This window comes from Peribacillus sp. TH27, from assembly GCF_016650915.1.
GTDB lineage: Bacteria > Bacillota > Bacilli > Bacillales > DSM-1321 > Peribacillus > Peribacillus butanolivorans.
In genome coordinates this window covers 722,878-738,677 of sequence record NZ_JAEKEV010000002.1, presented here as the reverse complement: position 1 = coordinate 738,677, position 15,800 = coordinate 722,878, and the positions used below count along the sequence as shown (strand labels likewise).

Annotated in this window: 14 protein-coding genes and 1 other annotated feature; of the genes, 12 read left to right on the top strand and 2 right to left on the bottom strand. The window is 34.9% G+C overall.

Going from position 1 to position 15,800, the window contains the following annotated elements; translation table 11 throughout:
- Positions 1-160 precede the first annotated feature (160 nt).
- Both JFU24_RS04955 and JFU24_RS04950 read right to left on the bottom strand, forming a co-directional pair.
- Positions 161-1,600, bottom strand: coding sequence for a sensor histidine kinase (locus JFU24_RS04955; RefSeq protein ID WP_201250877.1), 1,440 nt, complete (start codon positions 1,598-1,600; stop codon positions 161-163).
- Between the two features lie 13 nt (positions 1,601-1,613).
- Positions 1,614-2,279, bottom strand: coding sequence for a response regulator transcription factor (locus JFU24_RS04950; protein ID WP_201180950.1), 666 nt, complete (start codon positions 2,277-2,279; stop codon positions 1,614-1,616).
- A gap of 526 nt (positions 2,280-2,805) precedes the next feature.
- Positions 2,806-3,058: a binding site (T-box leader), on the top strand.
- Positions 3,059-3,128: 70 nt separating this feature from the next.
- Between JFU24_RS04950 and JFU24_RS04945 the strand changes: the two genes are divergently transcribed.
- The 12 genes from JFU24_RS04945 (at position 3,129) to JFU24_RS04890 (ending at position 15,706) form a co-directional block, all read left to right on the top strand.
- Entirely contained in the window at positions 3,129-3,953 is an 825-nt protein-coding gene (locus JFU24_RS04945) for a hypothetical protein (protein WP_201249624.1), read from the top strand.
- 623 nt (positions 3,954-4,576) lie between these two features.
- The gene (locus JFU24_RS04940; RefSeq protein WP_201249623.1) at positions 4,577-4,747 is read left to right on the top strand and encodes a Fur-regulated basic protein FbpA; all 171 of its coding nucleotides are present in this window, start codon (positions 4,577-4,579) and stop codon (positions 4,745-4,747) included.
- Between the two features lie 315 nt (positions 4,748-5,062).
- Entirely contained in the window at positions 5,063-5,266 is a 204-nt protein-coding gene (locus JFU24_RS04935) for a Fur-regulated basic protein FbpA (protein ID WP_053345662.1), read from the top strand.
- Between the two features lie 552 nt (positions 5,267-5,818).
- Positions 5,819-7,207: an LLM class flavin-dependent oxidoreductase gene (locus tag JFU24_RS04930; protein ID WP_201180946.1), complete on the top strand. Its 1,389-nt coding sequence runs from the start codon at positions 5,819-5,821 to the stop codon at positions 7,205-7,207.
- A gap of 199 nt (positions 7,208-7,406) precedes the next feature.
- Positions 7,407-8,657: an acyl-CoA dehydrogenase family protein gene (locus JFU24_RS04925; RefSeq protein WP_201224839.1), complete on the top strand. Its 1,251-nt coding sequence runs from the start codon at positions 7,407-7,409 to the stop codon at positions 8,655-8,657.
- Between the two features lie 136 nt (positions 8,658-8,793).
- The gene (locus JFU24_RS04920; RefSeq protein ID WP_201224838.1) at positions 8,794-9,987 is read left to right on the top strand and encodes an acyl-CoA dehydrogenase family protein; all 1,194 of its coding nucleotides are present in this window, start codon (positions 8,794-8,796) and stop codon (positions 9,985-9,987) included.
- Positions 9,988-10,286: 299 nt separating this feature from the next.
- Positions 10,287-11,153 (top strand): ABC transporter ATP-binding protein, encoded by an 867-nt coding sequence (locus JFU24_RS04915; protein WP_201180941.1) that lies wholly within the window; start codon positions 10,287-10,289, stop codon positions 11,151-11,153.
- A 32-nt stretch (positions 11,154-11,185) separates the two neighbouring features.
- Positions 11,186-12,253: an ABC transporter substrate-binding protein gene (locus JFU24_RS04910; RefSeq protein WP_201224837.1), complete on the top strand. Its 1,068-nt coding sequence runs from the start codon at positions 11,186-11,188 to the stop codon at positions 12,251-12,253.
- A 13-nt stretch (positions 12,254-12,266) separates the two neighbouring features.
- On the top strand, positions 12,267-13,037 hold the full coding sequence (locus JFU24_RS04905) for an ABC transporter permease (RefSeq protein ID WP_053345668.1): 771 nt from the start codon (positions 12,267-12,269) through the stop codon (positions 13,035-13,037).
- A 136-nt stretch (positions 13,038-13,173) separates the two neighbouring features.
- Positions 13,174-13,554, top strand: coding sequence for a hypothetical protein (locus JFU24_RS04900; RefSeq protein ID WP_201224836.1), 381 nt, complete (start codon positions 13,174-13,176; stop codon positions 13,552-13,554).
- A gap of 89 nt (positions 13,555-13,643) precedes the next feature.
- Complete coding sequence (resA, locus tag JFU24_RS04895) at positions 13,644-14,117, top strand: thiol-disulfide oxidoreductase ResA (RefSeq protein WP_242485278.1); 474 nt, start codon at positions 13,644-13,646, stop codon at positions 14,115-14,117.
- Positions 14,118-14,326: 209 nt separating this feature from the next.
- Complete coding sequence (locus JFU24_RS04890) at positions 14,327-15,706, top strand: LLM class flavin-dependent oxidoreductase (protein WP_201224834.1); 1,380 nt, start codon at positions 14,327-14,329, stop codon at positions 15,704-15,706.
- Positions 15,707-15,800 lie beyond the last annotated feature (94 nt).

Here is a 15,800-nt window from a genome sequence, read left to right as displayed (position 1 = left end):
CTTTTCGAGTATATGAACAATTTGGAAATTTAATTCAACTAGACATAACATCACTCATATTTAGTTATAAGTGTTTATGATTATGTAAATTCATAGAAATTAAATAAAAGTCTGAATCTCATTTCATCCTATAGAAATGGGATTCAGACTCTTTTTTTGTTTACTTTATGGATAATGGAATGGTAACTAAAAATTGTACACCCTGTTCAGTATTATTCATAGAATACGTGATAAAAAGGGCTTCAAAAATTTGCTTTACAATATATAACCCTAAGCCACTCCCTCCAGTATTTCGATTTCTTGATTTTTCAATTCGATAAAATGGTTTGAAAATATGTTGTATATCCTCTTCTTTAATTTTTACACCCGTATTGATGACTTGAAATTGGATGTGGTGTTGTTTTGAATCCTGAGTTAGCTTTATATATACTTTCTCGCCATGCGGTGAATACATAATCCCATTATGAATAATGTTTTTACAGGCTTTTTCTAAAAGAGCACGATCTGTAAAAACAGAAAGGTGAGAACCAATCTGTTTTATTATTTGAATGTCTTTTTGAGAAGCAAAAAAACCGAGATTTTTTGTGATTATATTAATTAATTCCGCGAGATTTACTTCTTCTAATTTTAGTTTAAAGGTATGTTGTTCCAATTTGGATATACCTAGAATCTCACGAACAAGTTGTTCCATATCCTGAACGGTTTGAAAGTTTTTTTGTAAATATGTGTCCCGGTCTTTATAGGGACCGATATTATACATCATTCCTTCTAAGTGTCCTTTCATAACAGTGAGAGGAGTCTTTAATTCATGAGCTACAATTGAAAAAAATTCCCTGCGTTTTTTTTCTATTTCTCTTTCTTTTTCAATGTCGCTTTGTAATTGCTGATTCGCTTTCCGTAAATCAAGCATAGTTTGTTGTAAATTAAGTGACATATCATTTAAACTATTGGATAATTCCTCTAATTCATCATTGGAACGAACCTCAATTTTTTCGGAAAAATCCAAGTTCGCCATCTTTTGTGCCCCTCTATTAATATAAATGAGTGGTCTTGTAATAAACCTCGAATATAAATAAGCACTTCCGACACCAATAACAACTACAATGATACTGATATAAGGAAGGAAACGTACCAAGACCTGTGAAGCTTCATTAATAGGTTGAAATGTTGCGGATACTACGAGCGTTAAGTTACCATCTTGGAATTGGATTGGCATGGCAACATCAAATGAATTGGAAAGGTTATTTGAATTTCTTAATGGCTTTGTATTATCGAATTTTACACGTGGTAATGCTTGAGCACTACCTTGAATAAAAGATAAAAAAGGAGAATAAATTATTGCTCCTTCATTATTTTGAAGGTAGATGATTGCATTATTTTTTTGAGCGTATTCATCAAAAAGTGGTATTGCATTTTGAAAAGAAAGATCCTTAGATTTATCAATTATTTCTTCTATTCCTGTTTGAAGCTGGTCTGTTTTATACTGCTCATAAAATGTAGGGAGAAAGAAGTATAAAGTTAAATAGATCAGGACTGCAAAGGCTAACAAAATAAGGGATGTAATCAAAAAGAGTTTATAGGTAATCTTCTTCATCTTCATGATTTTTAATATCTTATTCATCGATTTTGTAACCAATTCCCTTTACTGTTTTAATGTAGGGTATTTCTAATTTTTTTCGTATGTTTTTAATATGTGTATCGATAATTCGTGTTTCTCCGTAGTACTCGTATCCCCAAACTTTTTCTACGATGCTTTCTCTTGTGAGTACTTTTTTCTCATTTTGAAGGAGTAGTTGCAGCATCTCAAATTCTTTTGTTGTTAAAGGTATTTCAACCTTATTTACATATACTTTATATGCATCACAATCAACATGCATTTCTTTAAAAACTAAATGATTAGCTGTACTTTGATCATAGCTTCTCCTCAGTACTGCTTCGACTCGTCTAATCAAAACATGAAAAGAAAAAGGTTTAGTTATATAATCATCGATTCCAAGATCAAAACCTTTCATTTGATCTTGTTCTTCTTCTAAAGCGGTTAGCATAATAATTGGTACATTTGACTGGTTTCGAATCATTTTGGCAACTTCAAATCCGTTAAGGTTTGGCATCATCACATCCAAAAGAATTAAATCAAAGGATTGCTTATTATATTGTTTCATTCCCTCTAATCCATCTGATGCAACCTCAACAGTATAGTGTTGTGTCATTAAAAATTGTTTAATTAATTCCTGAATCTCATGATCATCCTCTACTACAAGAATATGATAGTTCCTCATGGTATCACCTCTTGTATCATTATAACCGTGTTATATGGAGTTAATGTGGAGAAGCATTCGATATTATACATAGAATAAATAAGGAGACTTAATAGGAAAACTATATTTATTTTTTACCAGCTAAATTCTTTCTTTATTAAATGCAAAGCTGCTGTTGATGGCTCATCATTCAGATGAGAGTCGAATAAGTAGAAAAAATCAGCACCGTATTTAACTAAAGCACTCAATTGTTAATAGGAGAATGCAAAACAAGTTAGTAAATATTAATGAAGAAACTAGGTTCTTAACTCCATCACCACCATAGAAAGGATATGTTTCTTTTCTATTATTCATCAGCATTATAAGGATGGATAAAGCCAGTACTTAAATCAGCTTTCTTTTTTAAACAAACGGGTGCAAGAGTTTAATAAGTCGCTGCTGATGATCCCTTTCTTATCGAGCTAAAGGGGCAGAAAATTAATTTCATCAAATAACCATTGATTTTAATTGCTGGTTAATATAAAATAATTCGAAATAATCTAATTTTTAAAATTCTATGAAGAGAAAGAGTACGTTATAGTTTCTGTTCCAAAGAGAGCTGGTGTTTTGCTGGAAGCCAGTGTCCAGATAATAACCGAAAATCATCTCTGAGAAGTAAAGCCGAATGTATTAGTAAGCTTTATCGGTTTCCTCCGTTACAAGGAACAACGTATGATTGTACGTTTGTAAGGGTAGTAAAGTGCTTTCGAAGCATTTTATTAAACAAGAGTGGTACCGCGAGTTAAAATCTCGTCTCTTAATGAGACGGGATTTTTTGTTTTTTAATCCTTTTTAAATCAATGAAAATAAATGTAAAGAGGTGAAGGTGTAATGAAGACACTATTATTCGTAACAGATTTATACTATGAAGCAAAAGGAAGAAATTATTATGAGGAGGATTTGCTCCTTACTTCGAAGCTTAGAGAAGATTTTCAGGTGGTCATTTGTCATCCTGAAGATACCGAAACGTTTGAAAAAGATTTTGACTTAATTGTATTTCGAAATGCTGGTCCAGTAGCGAATTTTAAGGATAAGTATCAAGCATTCCGAAATAGAGTAGTTTCTGGTTATTTGAAAACATACAATTCATTTAACGGAATGGCTGATATGAACGGGAAGGAATATTTAATTGAATTAACGAATGCTAAATTTCCTGTTATTCCAACTATCGATACTCTTGATTCTTTAGATAAACTCCCTAATGTAAAAACGTATATTGTAAAGCCGAAAGATGGTGCAGATTCTATCGGTATGGAATTTGTCACGAAAGATGAATTGAGAGATAAAGTTGATTCAGAATCAAAAAACACATTGGTACAACCATTTATCAACTTTGAGTATGAGGTTTCATTTTATTTTATCGATAAAGAATTTCAGTATGCTCTTTATGCACCAGATAAAGAGCAAAGATGGGAATTAAAAGATTATGGGCCTACTGAAGAAGATTTAACTTTTGCTAACCGATTTATTGAATGGAATAATCTTGATTGGGGGATTCAACGAGTTGATGCTTGTCGGAATGAACAAGGTGAACTTTTATTAGTTGAATTAGAGGATTTAAATCCCTATCTTTCCTTGTTAGAATTATCTGTTGAAACACGTCAGAACTTTGTAGAAGCAATGAAAAAATCATTACAGAAAGCTCTTCAAGCTTAAATCAAGATGTTTTACCAAGGGACCTTATTAATATGGTCCTTTTTTCTTTGTGAAAAATCAACAGTATGTTATAACAGGTCTTTAAATAAAAAAATTCTTCTCTTACTCCACTACTGAGTGTTTTCGTATAAAAGCACTTTATGGGTGGTGTTCAAATATGTGGCAAGAGTATAAGATTGTTTTTGCGGATTATCAAATCAGAGCAAATGACACTGTTTTATGTTATGAAGGCCAGATTTTTCCCCTGATGTCCCTGATAAAATTACATAACTCTGAAAAGTATCCGTGAAACACGTTTTGCTTAGGGGAGGGGTCTCGGAGTCATTTATTAATAAGTTCAGTCGAGTATATAATTTAATTCATACTTGACATATGTGTTTAATATAATTTAGTATAAACTTAAATATTCAAACTAATAAAATGTGCTGACTAGATTACTAGAGGCTCTCTATTCAAGATGAAGTGTATCTTGGACAGAGGGCCTCTTTTGGCTATAGAAATCAACGGTATGGAAGGAGGTGGAACAGGAAGAAAACGCGTTTTACAACTAAAATTAACAATATAATTCTTTGCTACATACCACTATTCAACGAAATGATTTGATTATAAAAGGAGGCTACATCTTGGGAAAATTATTACGTAATGCTCTAAATAATAAAAAGGTTTTCCTGATAAACAAGTTAATTGAAGAAGGGGTTTATAAGAAAAATAACACTCATTTATTTGAAATGACTTTATCTGATTTACAGGAAGAATATAATAAAATTAGTGATAAAAAAAAGATGAGCGTTTGAAGCATTAAACGTATTCCGATAATAACCCAGGGTAAGATCATCTAATTTTAGTTAGTTTTAAAGATTATGGGATATCTACCTTTTGAATTTCAATTAATTTAGTGGAGTATTTTTTCTTAGGAGTTGTTTGTTTACATGAATTTACTTTGTAAAACTTATTCAGAGAGGTGAAGGAAAAGGGCCTTTGAAACTTCTAGCAAAGATTTTTTTAGAATTCCGTGCTACCACAATCTAGTTTAATGCGGACCTCTCATTCTTGAAGAAGGTTTTTTAAATCCTTTACAATTCTACAAACGATGAAAAGGAGAAGGTCATATGGGGTATAAAATTTGCGAAGATATGGAAGAAATAAGGCGAAAATTAATTAATAAACTGATTGTCTTTAATGTATATAAGAATAAGGAACAACTGTTGAACTTATCTTTAAAAGAGTTAGAAAATGAATACAAAAGAATTCAATTAGATAGTCATCCTCATTGTGATACGGGTTCGATACATTGGACTAATAAAAAATATTAAATGAAGCTGTCGGGTAACAAAGGCAAAAAAATAAAGAACTGTATCAAAAGATAAAGAGAACAATCCAAATGAATGAGATTTTATTAGTCCTTTCGATGGAAAGTCGGATTTTCTTTGATGGTAGTACTGTACCAATGATTTAGCTTGTTCGCTAATTTTACTATTAGAATATATGATTGGATGTTCATTAGGACTTGTACTTGTTGTTGTTCTATTTGATATGTATCCTTTACATGTTGCTCAATGGTTGTCCGGAGTTATGTCTATAGTTGTTAATTTTATATTGTTGGATTTTAGGGGAAATTACCTTTTATATGTGCAGCAAAAAGTTGAAGAAAAGTGCATAAGGTGTATTGACAACGTGAAGTATGCCCGCTAATATAAAACATAGTAATAACATAGGAATAGTTAATATATGGTTTGCCGGTCAACCGGAGACAATTTCTGATTTTGTAGAAGATGTCTCTGGTTTTTTGTTTTTTTAAACCTTTTACTATCAAATATTTATTGTATTATCAGTTTTCAAAAAGTAAGAAAAAAGGAGACAAAAAAATGAACAAAAAAAGAATCTTATTAAATGCATTTGATATGAATTGTGTTGGCCATCAATCACCAGGTTTGTGGGTACATCCTGAAGACCAATCACATCGCTATAATGAGATTGAATATTGGGTGGAGTTAGCGCAAACATTGGAGAAAGGACGGTTCGATGGTTTGTTTATTGCGGATGTAATAGGGATTTATGATGTGTATGGTAGAGATAAAAAAACTACAGTTCGTGAAGCAACACAAGTTCCGGTAAATGATCCAATTCTGCTCGTTTCAGCAATGGCTAATGAAACTAAACATTTAGGATTTGGAATCACATGCTCGACAACGTTTGAACACCCATATACGTTTGCAAGAAGAATGTCTACATTGGATCATCTAACTAACGGGCGAATTGCTTGGAATATTGTTACTTCCTATTTAGAAAGTGGAACGAAAAATATCGACATCGGTAATAAATTTCAACATGCGGAAAGATACAATATAGCCGATGAATATTTAGAAGTTTGCTATAAATTGTGGGAGGGTAGCTGGGAAGACGATGCAGTTGTGAAAGATAAAGAGAAGCGAATCTATACCAATCCAACAAAAGTTCACGAAATCAACCATCATGGTAAATATTTCGATGTGCCAGGCATTCATTTGTGTGAGCCTTCACCACAAAGAACTCCTGTTTTGTATCAAGCTGGTGGATCTGCAAGAGGCCGACAATTTGCAGGCAAACATGCAGAATGTACATTTATTTCTGGTCCTGGAAAAGAAGCGATTTCTTTATATGTTAAAGATGTTAGAGCACAAGCTAATTTGCAAGGAAGAGATCCAAAAAGTGTGAAAGTTTTCGCATTACTTACACCAATTGTGGGACGAACAGAAGAAGAGGCATGGGCAAAATATGAAGAGTTATCGAAATATATAAGTTATGAAGGAGCCCTTTCCTTACTAAGTGGGTGGTCAGGAGTTGATTTCTCTGAATATGATCCTGAGCAAGAAATTGAATATATTGAAACAAATGCAATTAAATCAATGCTCGAAAGTTTGACAAAAGCAAGTACTAATAAAAAATGGACAGTACGTGAGTTGGCGAATTTTGCTGGTATAGGTGGAATGGGTCCCGTGGCAATCGGAACACCAAAGCAAATTGCTGATACGCTAGAAGAATGGATTGAGGATACGGATATCGATGGATTTAATCTTGCATATGCGATAACACCAGGAACTTTTAAAGATTTTGTTGAACTTGTCATACCAGAACTTCAACGAAGAGGATTAGTGAAAATGGAATATGAAGAAGGGACTTTCAGAGAAAAGCTATTTGGAAAAAAAGCTCGTTTACCAGAAAACCACGTAGGGAACCAATATAGAAAAGTTGGTCTTCAAGAGAGCTCAAAATGATTTACTACATAAAAAGTATTTGATTAAACAAAATGATAAACGTCATCCTACTGCATGTTATTGATGCTTTTGTCATGAAAGGAACTACACAGTAATATGAGCAAGCTTAATACTATTTAATTATTTTTTTATAAATAAATACGACTAATATGATGTGAATAATTGTATTTAAAATATAATTAAAGGAGTTATTTAAAAAATGTCTAATCAAAAACAATTAAATTTAGGTGTTAACAAAGATCGTTTAACTTCACTAACTTTTACTGAACCAGTAAAAGTTGGCTCTGCTGAATTAGATCAATTGATTACAGATATTGCAATAGATGCTGAGAACCGTCGGAGTTCTGGTAGCGAAGCACGCCCTTATTATGCAATCGATTTAATCCGACGAACCCGACTTGGTGCTCTTCGTTTACCGGTTGAACTAGGGGGTGGCGGTGCTAGTATTCGTGAACTTTTCCATGTCATCATTCGATTAGCTGAAGCCGATCCAGATATCGCGCATAGCCTTCGTTCTCATTTTTCCAATGTGGATGAATTACTTCGAAATCCTGCAAGTGAACAACGTGATACGTGGTTACAAAGAATAGCAGATGGAGTAATCATTGGCAATGCTTTTACTGAGCTTTCATCGAAAAATGTGGGGCATTTGGCCTTTGAAACAACTTTGTCCCCTGAAGGTGAGGGTTACCGATTGAACGGCACGAAGTACTTTAGTACAGGTACCATGTATGCTGACTGGGTATTTGTTACGGCATCTACCTTAGATGGAATACCTGTATCCGTGATCATCCCAACTGATCGTGAAGGTGTCATAATAAAAGACGATTGGGATGGAATCGGACAAAGATTGACTGGGAGTGGCACGACACATTTAAACAATGTTTTCGTCAATAAAGGTGAAGTGACTGTAATCCGTGATGACAGGACGCCATTCAATTCATATTTACAGCTTTATCTCCATGCGGTTATTTCAGGCATATTGCGTAATGTAGTGGCAGACGCATCAGCTTTGGTTCATAAACGAACTCGAACATTTAGTTTTGCTGCTGCAGACACTGCATCTGCAGACCCGCAACTACAACAGGTTGTTGGACAGCTCTCAAGTAGTGCGTTCGCGTCCGAAGCGATTGTTCTCGCTGCTGTAGATGCACTGGACATTGCTGTGAATTCAGCGGTCGACGGCGTGATTGACTATGATTTAAGTCATGATGCTTCACTTCGGGCGGCTCAGGCTAAGGTTATTGTGGACGATCTTGCATTGCAAGCTTCTACGTTACTTTTTGAAGTGGGAGGAGCATCTGCAACGAGAAAGTCAGCGAATCTCGATCGTCACTGGCGTAATATCCGTACCATAGCTTCTCATAATCCAACTGTCTACAAAGCACGTGCTATAGGTAATTACGTTGTGAACGGTACTAAGCTTCCGCTGAAGCAAATTTACTTTTAAGTAGATGGGTTGCTATGGACATTAAGCGATCTACTAAAAGTTTTCTCCTTGTATTCATTATCATATAGAGTTTGATATAGATAAGTCTATAATTGTGAGTTTTCTATCTATAAACAAAAAGTTGGAGGATATAAAAATGAGCAATGCAGCATTAGAAAAAAATATAAATTCAAGAGCGTACATCCAGGAAATTAGAGAAAAGATTAGACCGATTGTTGAAAAAGTAATTAAACCAAATGCAGATATGATTGATAGAGAAGGCATGTTTCCACGAGGGAATTTACAGGCCCTAGCAAAAGAAGGCTGGACTTCGGTAACGATTCCTGAGAGATGGGGGGGCTTAAACCTAGGTTATGTAGGTTTGTCCGTTGTGGCAGAAGAAATTGGCAGGGTAGATGCGTCTACAGGTCTTGTATATGCGATGCATGTTGGTGCAGCTCAAGTAATTAATATTTTTGGTAATGATAATCAAAAAGATCGGTGGTTATTGCCTATTCGTGAAGGTGCTATCGGTACTTTTTCAGTAAGTGAAAAAGCTACTGGGGGGCATGTTTGGTATAACTTAAGTCAGGCAGAACGAGACGGTGAAGATTTTATTCTAAATGCTGAGAAGTCATTTACTACAAGTGGAGGACAAGCGGACTTTTATGTCGTTCAAACCCGTACCGCAAATAGTGACGACCCGAGTGATCATAGTTTTTTTATTGTGAATGGTCATGATGAAGGGATAAGAGCAAAACCTTGGAAAGCATTAGGTGTACGCGGAAATCATAGTGGACCACTTACGTTTAAAAATGTGAAAGTAAGCCATCGTGATTTATTGAACGCTGCTAGCGGAGATATATTGAATGGCACCGGTACTGTCCTCGGTTTAAGCGCAGTATGGCTTGGTGTGGCGCAAGGTGCTCTAGATGCCGCGGTAGCACATGTCACAAAAACGATTCATAAAGGTTTCAACAAAAGCCTAGCAGAATATCAAGTAATTCGTCAAAAATTGGCTGAGATTAAAATTCAAATTACAGGACTAAGAGCTTGGCAACTTGATTTAGCTAGACATTATGATGAGTTACTTGAGACCAACCAACCTTTAACTCAACTTAATACTGAGGTAACAGAACTTAAAGTTCAATCCACAGAATTAGCAGATTCTGCAGCTCGGGTTGCAATGGACGTAGCAGGTGGTTTTGGTTACATCGAGGGGGTTTTTGAACGAATTTACCGCGATGCTAGAGGCGGAATCCCGATGGCTCCTTCAAATAATTTGGCCCGCGAACAAATAGGTAGGGAGTTAGTTAATTTACCACTTGAGCTGTGGGGGGATGGAAAATAAATTAAAAAATTAGGTAGAAAGAATATGTATTCTAATAGTAGAAAAATCTGCTATATGGATAGATTTATTTCTTGATGTTTTTAACAACTACTAAATTTGGAATTTAATATTTTGTTTACTGGATAACCAGAGACAGTTTCTAAATACGGAATTCGTCTCTGGTTTTTGTTTATTTTCTTCCCCAAATATGCAAATAGTTTGGCGGATGAATGCTTTATACCAACATAAAACCATTTATTAATGGCCAGATGAACAACATTTGATTTGTAATAATTATCTAAAGAATTGGAGGAGCGATAATGGCAAAAGTCCTTGATCGAGTTTATACAGTGAAAGAAGAAATAGTCAATGTACGAAATAAAATTGAAGCTAAGTCAATTGCTTTTGATTATGACGGTGTAGAAATTCTAAAAAATATAGATCTAACGATTAAAGAAGGGGAATTTGTCGTATTTATGGGTCCTAGTGGTTCTGGAAAAAGTACTCTTCTTCGCTTATTAACAGGGTTAGCTCAACCAAAGAAGGGTGAAATACTTGTCAACGGACATTCAATAGCAAAATCCTTACCAGATAGTGCAGTTGTATTTCAGGATTATTCTTTGTTCCCTTGGCTAACGGCAGAAGAAAATATAATTCTTGCTTTAAAGCAGAAATTAAAAAAATCAAAAACAAAACAGGAATTGGAGCACTTAGCCCAAAGTTATCTTCTATTAGTCCAGTTAGGTCATGCGTTTAAAAAATATCCAGGAGAAATGTCAGGTGGGATGAGGCAGCGTGCAGCAATTGCGAGGGCGCTATCTTTAGGATCAGATTTAATGTTCATGGATGAGCCTTTTGGTGCCTTAGATCCAGTAACAAGAATTCAGCTACAAGATCTGATTCTCCAAGTAAATTATGAACAGCAGCGTACTATCGCATTTGTTACACATGATGCTGAAGAGGCTATTATTTTAGCGGATCGAATTGTGATATTTTCACCTGGACCACCTGGAAGTCTTGTTGAGACTATTAATGTACCTTTTCCTAAGCCGAGAAATCGTAAAAAGTTAATAGAGAGTTTAGAGTTTATTGAATTAAGAAATTATATTTTAGACATTATGAACAAAGGAATCTTTGAAAAATTAGAACAAGGTCATGAAATCCGTTCAGCAGGAGAAGGAATATAAATAATATTAAAAATGATTAGGAGGATGGTTGCGTGAGAAAGCGAAAGTGGTTATTCGGTATTGTGATGTTCTTTGCTTTAACGTTAGTAGCTTGCAATGGTGATGAAGAAAAAGCATCTACGCAAGAGAAAACATATAAATTAAAGGTTGGATATGGTCAATTATATGGAGCTCCTCTAGCAGATATTGCTAGAGCTGAAGGGTTTTTTGAGGATGAAAATTTAGAGGTAGAAATGGTTTCCTTTACTAGTGGGGGATTGGACGCTTTACAAGCTGACAAAATAGATATTGCATTAACATTTGGTACAGCAACACCTTTAAACTATATTGCCCAAGGTGCAGATTTTAAATTTGTTGGAGGTCATATGGAAGGTGGACAGCCGGTTGTCACAAAAAAAGAAAATGCAAGTAAATATAAAACATTAGAAGATTTCAAGGGAAAGAAAATTGCGACTATTCGTTTAGGAACACTTGATGTTGTCTTTAAGTCAGCGCTAGATGATGCTGGAATTGATATTCATAAAGATGTTGAATTTGTAGAAGTAAAAAGTGTGGCAGATGTACTTGAAGCTGTTAATTCTGGAAAAGTAGATGTTGGACTTTCCAATACAGGGCATATGACAAAAACGGAGGCATTAGGATTAACCCCTATTTTTTGGAGTAATGATCTAAGTCCAAATGATCTTTGCTGCCGAGTTACCGTAAGAGGCAATATAACTGGTGATAAGGCAGTTGCTTATAAGAAATTCATGAAAGGGCTAATAAAGGCAGAACGTGTAAAATTAGAAAATCCAAAGAAAAATTTAGAAGCCTCGAAACCTACTTTTAAACAATTACCTGAAGAAAGAGTGAACGAAATAGTTAATGAGAAACATTTAATCAATTCTGCAGACCCAAACAAAAGGGAAGTTATTAACACATGGAAAAAAATGCAAGATATTGGGTATATTTCAGACGTAGAAACTATTAATCTAGAAAATCACTTCGATCTTTCTATGTATGAAGAAGCATTAGATGAGCTGATTAAAGGGAATCCAAATGATGAATATTATAAACAAGTATTACAAAGATATAATGAGCAAAACTTAGACTTCAAATGATAAGGAGAATATGATGAAAAAGTTTTTTTCTATCTATATATATACAACGATAATTACAATTGCTTTACTCGCCTTATGGTTTTATATAACAAATTTCACGGGATGGTTAAGCCCAATTATCTTCCCATCTCCAGAAATAGTTGTTATGGCATTCTTTAAAGCATTAATTGAACTATTTCAAGGATTTGTAAGTTCTATGAAATTATTAGTCCCAAGTTTTGTGCTAGCTCTAATACTAGGAATTGGAGGGGGACTGTTCTTTGGACTTCATCCAAAATCAAGGAAAATCTTAACACCATTTTTTAATGCTTTTAGCCCACTGCCTTTAACATTATTTATTCCATATGCTATTGCGTTGTTACCAACATTTGAATTAGCGTCTATTTTCATTCTGTTCCTTGCAGCTTTTTGGCCTATTTTTCTAGGCACGATTCAAGGTGTGTTATTGGTTGATAATCATTTTTGGGATAATGCAAAAACAATCGGGTTACAGCAGAAAGATTTGATTTTAAAAGTAATCATTCCAGCAAGTTCGCCATTTATATTAAGTGGTACAGGAACAGCACTTAATTTATCTTTTCTAATATTAATGACCGCAGAAATGTTTGGAGCTAAATCGGGGATGGGCTACTTTATCCAGTTCTACACTGATTTTACTCAATATGATTATGTTTTAGCTGGATTAATTTTTAATAGTATCGTTATCTTATTGGTTATGTTTACTTTTGAAAAAATCAAAAAACGTATTCTTTTTTGGACAAACTTGAAAAATGAGGCCAATTAAGAGAAAAGAAAAAATTCTAAGAGGAAACGAAGAAGACTAAGAAGTGTAGTTAAAAGAATGATGATGAGGTTCTCTCTGCAATTTTAAATTTAGAAGATTATAGAAGAGAATTTACTTTTGATAAAGGAGCTATTTTGTGAAATCGATAATATTTATACTATCAATTTTTTTGTTAATAGGATGTTCCGATTCAGGTAATAAACAACAATTAGAGCAACCGAAATCATTGAAGGTATTATTGGAAAGTAATCCTAAAAAAATTAAGATCAATGAAGCTGTCGCTTTTACTGCAGAAGTGAAATATGGGACCGAAAATGTTAGCAAAGAGGCTGAGGTTCAATTTGAAATTATTGAAAATGGAATATCAATTGGATCGGTCTTTCCTAAAAATAAGGGAGATGGAAGGTATTTGTTAGAAACAAAGTTTTTTGATCAAGGACAGAAAAAAGTGATTGCACATGTTAGCTATAAAACTTTGCATGAAATGCCGGAACTATCTTTCCAGGTAAGTAATTGAGAGGGGCCAGGTCATTCTAATGAGTATAGAAAAAAAGCCAGTGAACTTCTTTATAAAAAGTTTAGTGACTGCGATTTTAGTGTTAGGACTTGGTTATACAATTTTACACGAATTTAATTATTAAAAAAGAAGCAGTAACTATAGATCAAAGTAATCTTGCTCCTGATTTTACTTTGCAAGATTTAAAGGGTAATGAAGTAAAACTTTCGGATTATCGTGGAAAAGGTGTGATACTTAATTTTTGGGCGACCTATTGTCCACCGTGTGAAAAGGAGATGCCTTATTTGAATAACGTCTATCAAGAATATGAAGATAAGGGAATTGAAATTCTAGCTGTAAATGCGCAAGAACCTAGAATCATAGTCAGTCCATTTGTCTTAGAAAAAAAATTGAGTTTTTCCATTTTACTTGATCGGACTGGGGAAGCTATTGAGCAATATAAGGTTAATAATCTCCCCGTTACATATTTAATTAATGAAGATGGTGAGATTACTCAAACCATTTCTGGAGAACTGACAGAAAAGAAGGTTCGTAGTTATGTAGAAAGCATTATTCCGAATTAATGACTAGAGAGATTGTATTGATGCAAACCAAACACGTGTTTTTATGGCTTGTGAAAAATGAAATTGTAAAAAACGAATAAATAATTTGAATAATTAGATAGTAGTGGGTAACAAAAGAGAAAAAGTCCCAGAATTATAGATTTCAAATATAAAAGGGCGTTTTGAAAATAAAAAAATGAATTTATTTCATAGAATGGAGACGAAATAACATGACTAAACCCCTATCATTTTCTGCTTTTGTTATGAATACAGCATCTCACATCACTCACGGAATGTGGCGTGATGAAGAAGGTCATCAGTTGAACTTTAACGATGTAGATCTTTGGGTATCTTTGGCTAAGAGGCTTGAGGAGGGTGGTTTTGATGCCATTTTTTTCGCAGACGTAATCGGTTTGTACGGTGACCACCGTGGCGGTTGGGATTTTCATGTTGAAACCGGTTTGCAAATACCCAGTAATGACCCAATAGTATTAATGTCCGCTCTTGCAGTGAATACAAAACATCTAGGATTAGCTTTTACTGCAGCTCCACTGCAGGAACCTCCCTTTAATTTTGCTCGCCGAGTTTCAACGCTCGATCATATCTCTAAGGGGCGTATTGCTTGGAATATGGTTACTAGTTCGTTGGAAAATGCTTTTCGAAACTTTGGTTACGATGAACTTGTCCCACATGATGAGCGATACAAGTGGGCAGATGAATATGTAGATGTATTGTATAAACTTTGGGAAGGTTCATGGGATGAGGGAGCGCTATTACAAGATCGAGAGAGTGGAATTCATGCAGCTCCAGCAAAGGTTCATAAAATAAACCATGTTGGTGAGCGCTATAAAGTCGAAGGTCCGCATCTTGTTTCACCATCACCACAGCGAACGCCAGTGTTGTTTCAAGCAGGATCATCGCCTGCCGGCCGAGACTTTGCTGCTCGAAATGCTGAGGCTGTCTTTATTGTAGCCCCTGATCCTGAAAATGCTCGTAAGCTAATCAATGATACTCGACGTCTAGCTATTCAAAATGGTCGGGATGGTAATGATATTCACTTTTATCAAGGGTTGTCTTTCGTCGTTGGGGAGACCGAAGAAGATGCTCGGCGTAAAGAATTTGAACTAGATAATAAGGTTGATTTCGATATGATGATCGCTCATATGGCAGGGGGTATGGGGGTTGACCTAGGAAACGTTGGGCTTGATACACCGCTTGAAAATATCGAAACTGAGGGAATAAGAAGCACATTCGAATGGTTAAAGCAAAGCACACCAGGACGTACGCCTAATGTTAAAGACATTGCCCAAATGCGTAGTAGAACGACACGTATCGTAGGAACTCCTGAAACAATTGCTGACCAGCTTGAGCTGTGGAGCAATGCAGGCGTCGATGGAATCAATGTAATAAATGCAACCATTCCAGGGTCTTATGAAGAGTTTATCGATCAAGTAATGCCTGTTCTTCGCCAGCGTGGTTTAGCTCGTGCTGAGAACGGTGAACCAGCTACACTTCGTCATAAGCTTTTTGGAGTAAATCGTCTCAGCGAGCGTCACCCTGCTGCACGATATAGAGGTGCTTTTGCCTCTAAAGAAGGTATTCAACAGTAATTAAGGAATTTTCAGATGACAATATTGCTCAACCGGATGACGCATAAATAAATAGATAATATTAATTTATTGTCTGAAAAAGGTATGAGGGCAA

Excerpts from the sequence above, each read along its gene's own strand:
- JFU24_RS04955 (WP_201250877.1), bottom strand. The coding sequence starts at position 1,600 with ATGAAGATGAAGAAGATTACCTATAAACTCTTTTTGATTACATCCCTT.
- JFU24_RS04950 (WP_201180950.1), bottom strand. The coding sequence starts at position 2,279 with ATGAGGAACTATCATATTCTTGTAGTAGAGGATGATCATGAGATTCAG.
- JFU24_RS04945 (WP_201249624.1), top strand. The coding sequence starts at position 3,129 with ATGAAGACACTATTATTCGTAACAGATTTATACTATGAAGCAAAAGGA.
- JFU24_RS04935 (WP_053345662.1), top strand. The coding sequence starts at position 5,063 with ATGGGGTATAAAATTTGCGAAGATATGGAAGAAATAAGGCGAAAATTA.
- JFU24_RS04930 (WP_201180946.1), top strand. The coding sequence starts at position 5,819 with ATGAACAAAAAAAGAATCTTATTAAATGCATTTGATATGAATTGTGTT.
- JFU24_RS04925 (WP_201224839.1), top strand. The coding sequence starts at position 7,407 with ATGTCTAATCAAAAACAATTAAATTTAGGTGTTAACAAAGATCGTTTA.
- JFU24_RS04920 (WP_201224838.1), top strand. The coding sequence starts at position 8,794 with ATGAGCAATGCAGCATTAGAAAAAAATATAAATTCAAGAGCGTACATC.
- JFU24_RS04915 (WP_201180941.1), top strand. The coding sequence starts at position 10,287 with ATGGCAAAAGTCCTTGATCGAGTTTATACAGTGAAAGAAGAAATAGTC.
- JFU24_RS04905 (WP_053345668.1), top strand. The coding sequence starts at position 12,267 with ATGAAAAAGTTTTTTTCTATCTATATATATACAACGATAATTACAATT.
- JFU24_RS04890 (WP_201224834.1), top strand. The coding sequence starts at position 14,327 with ATGACTAAACCCCTATCATTTTCTGCTTTTGTTATGAATACAGCATCT.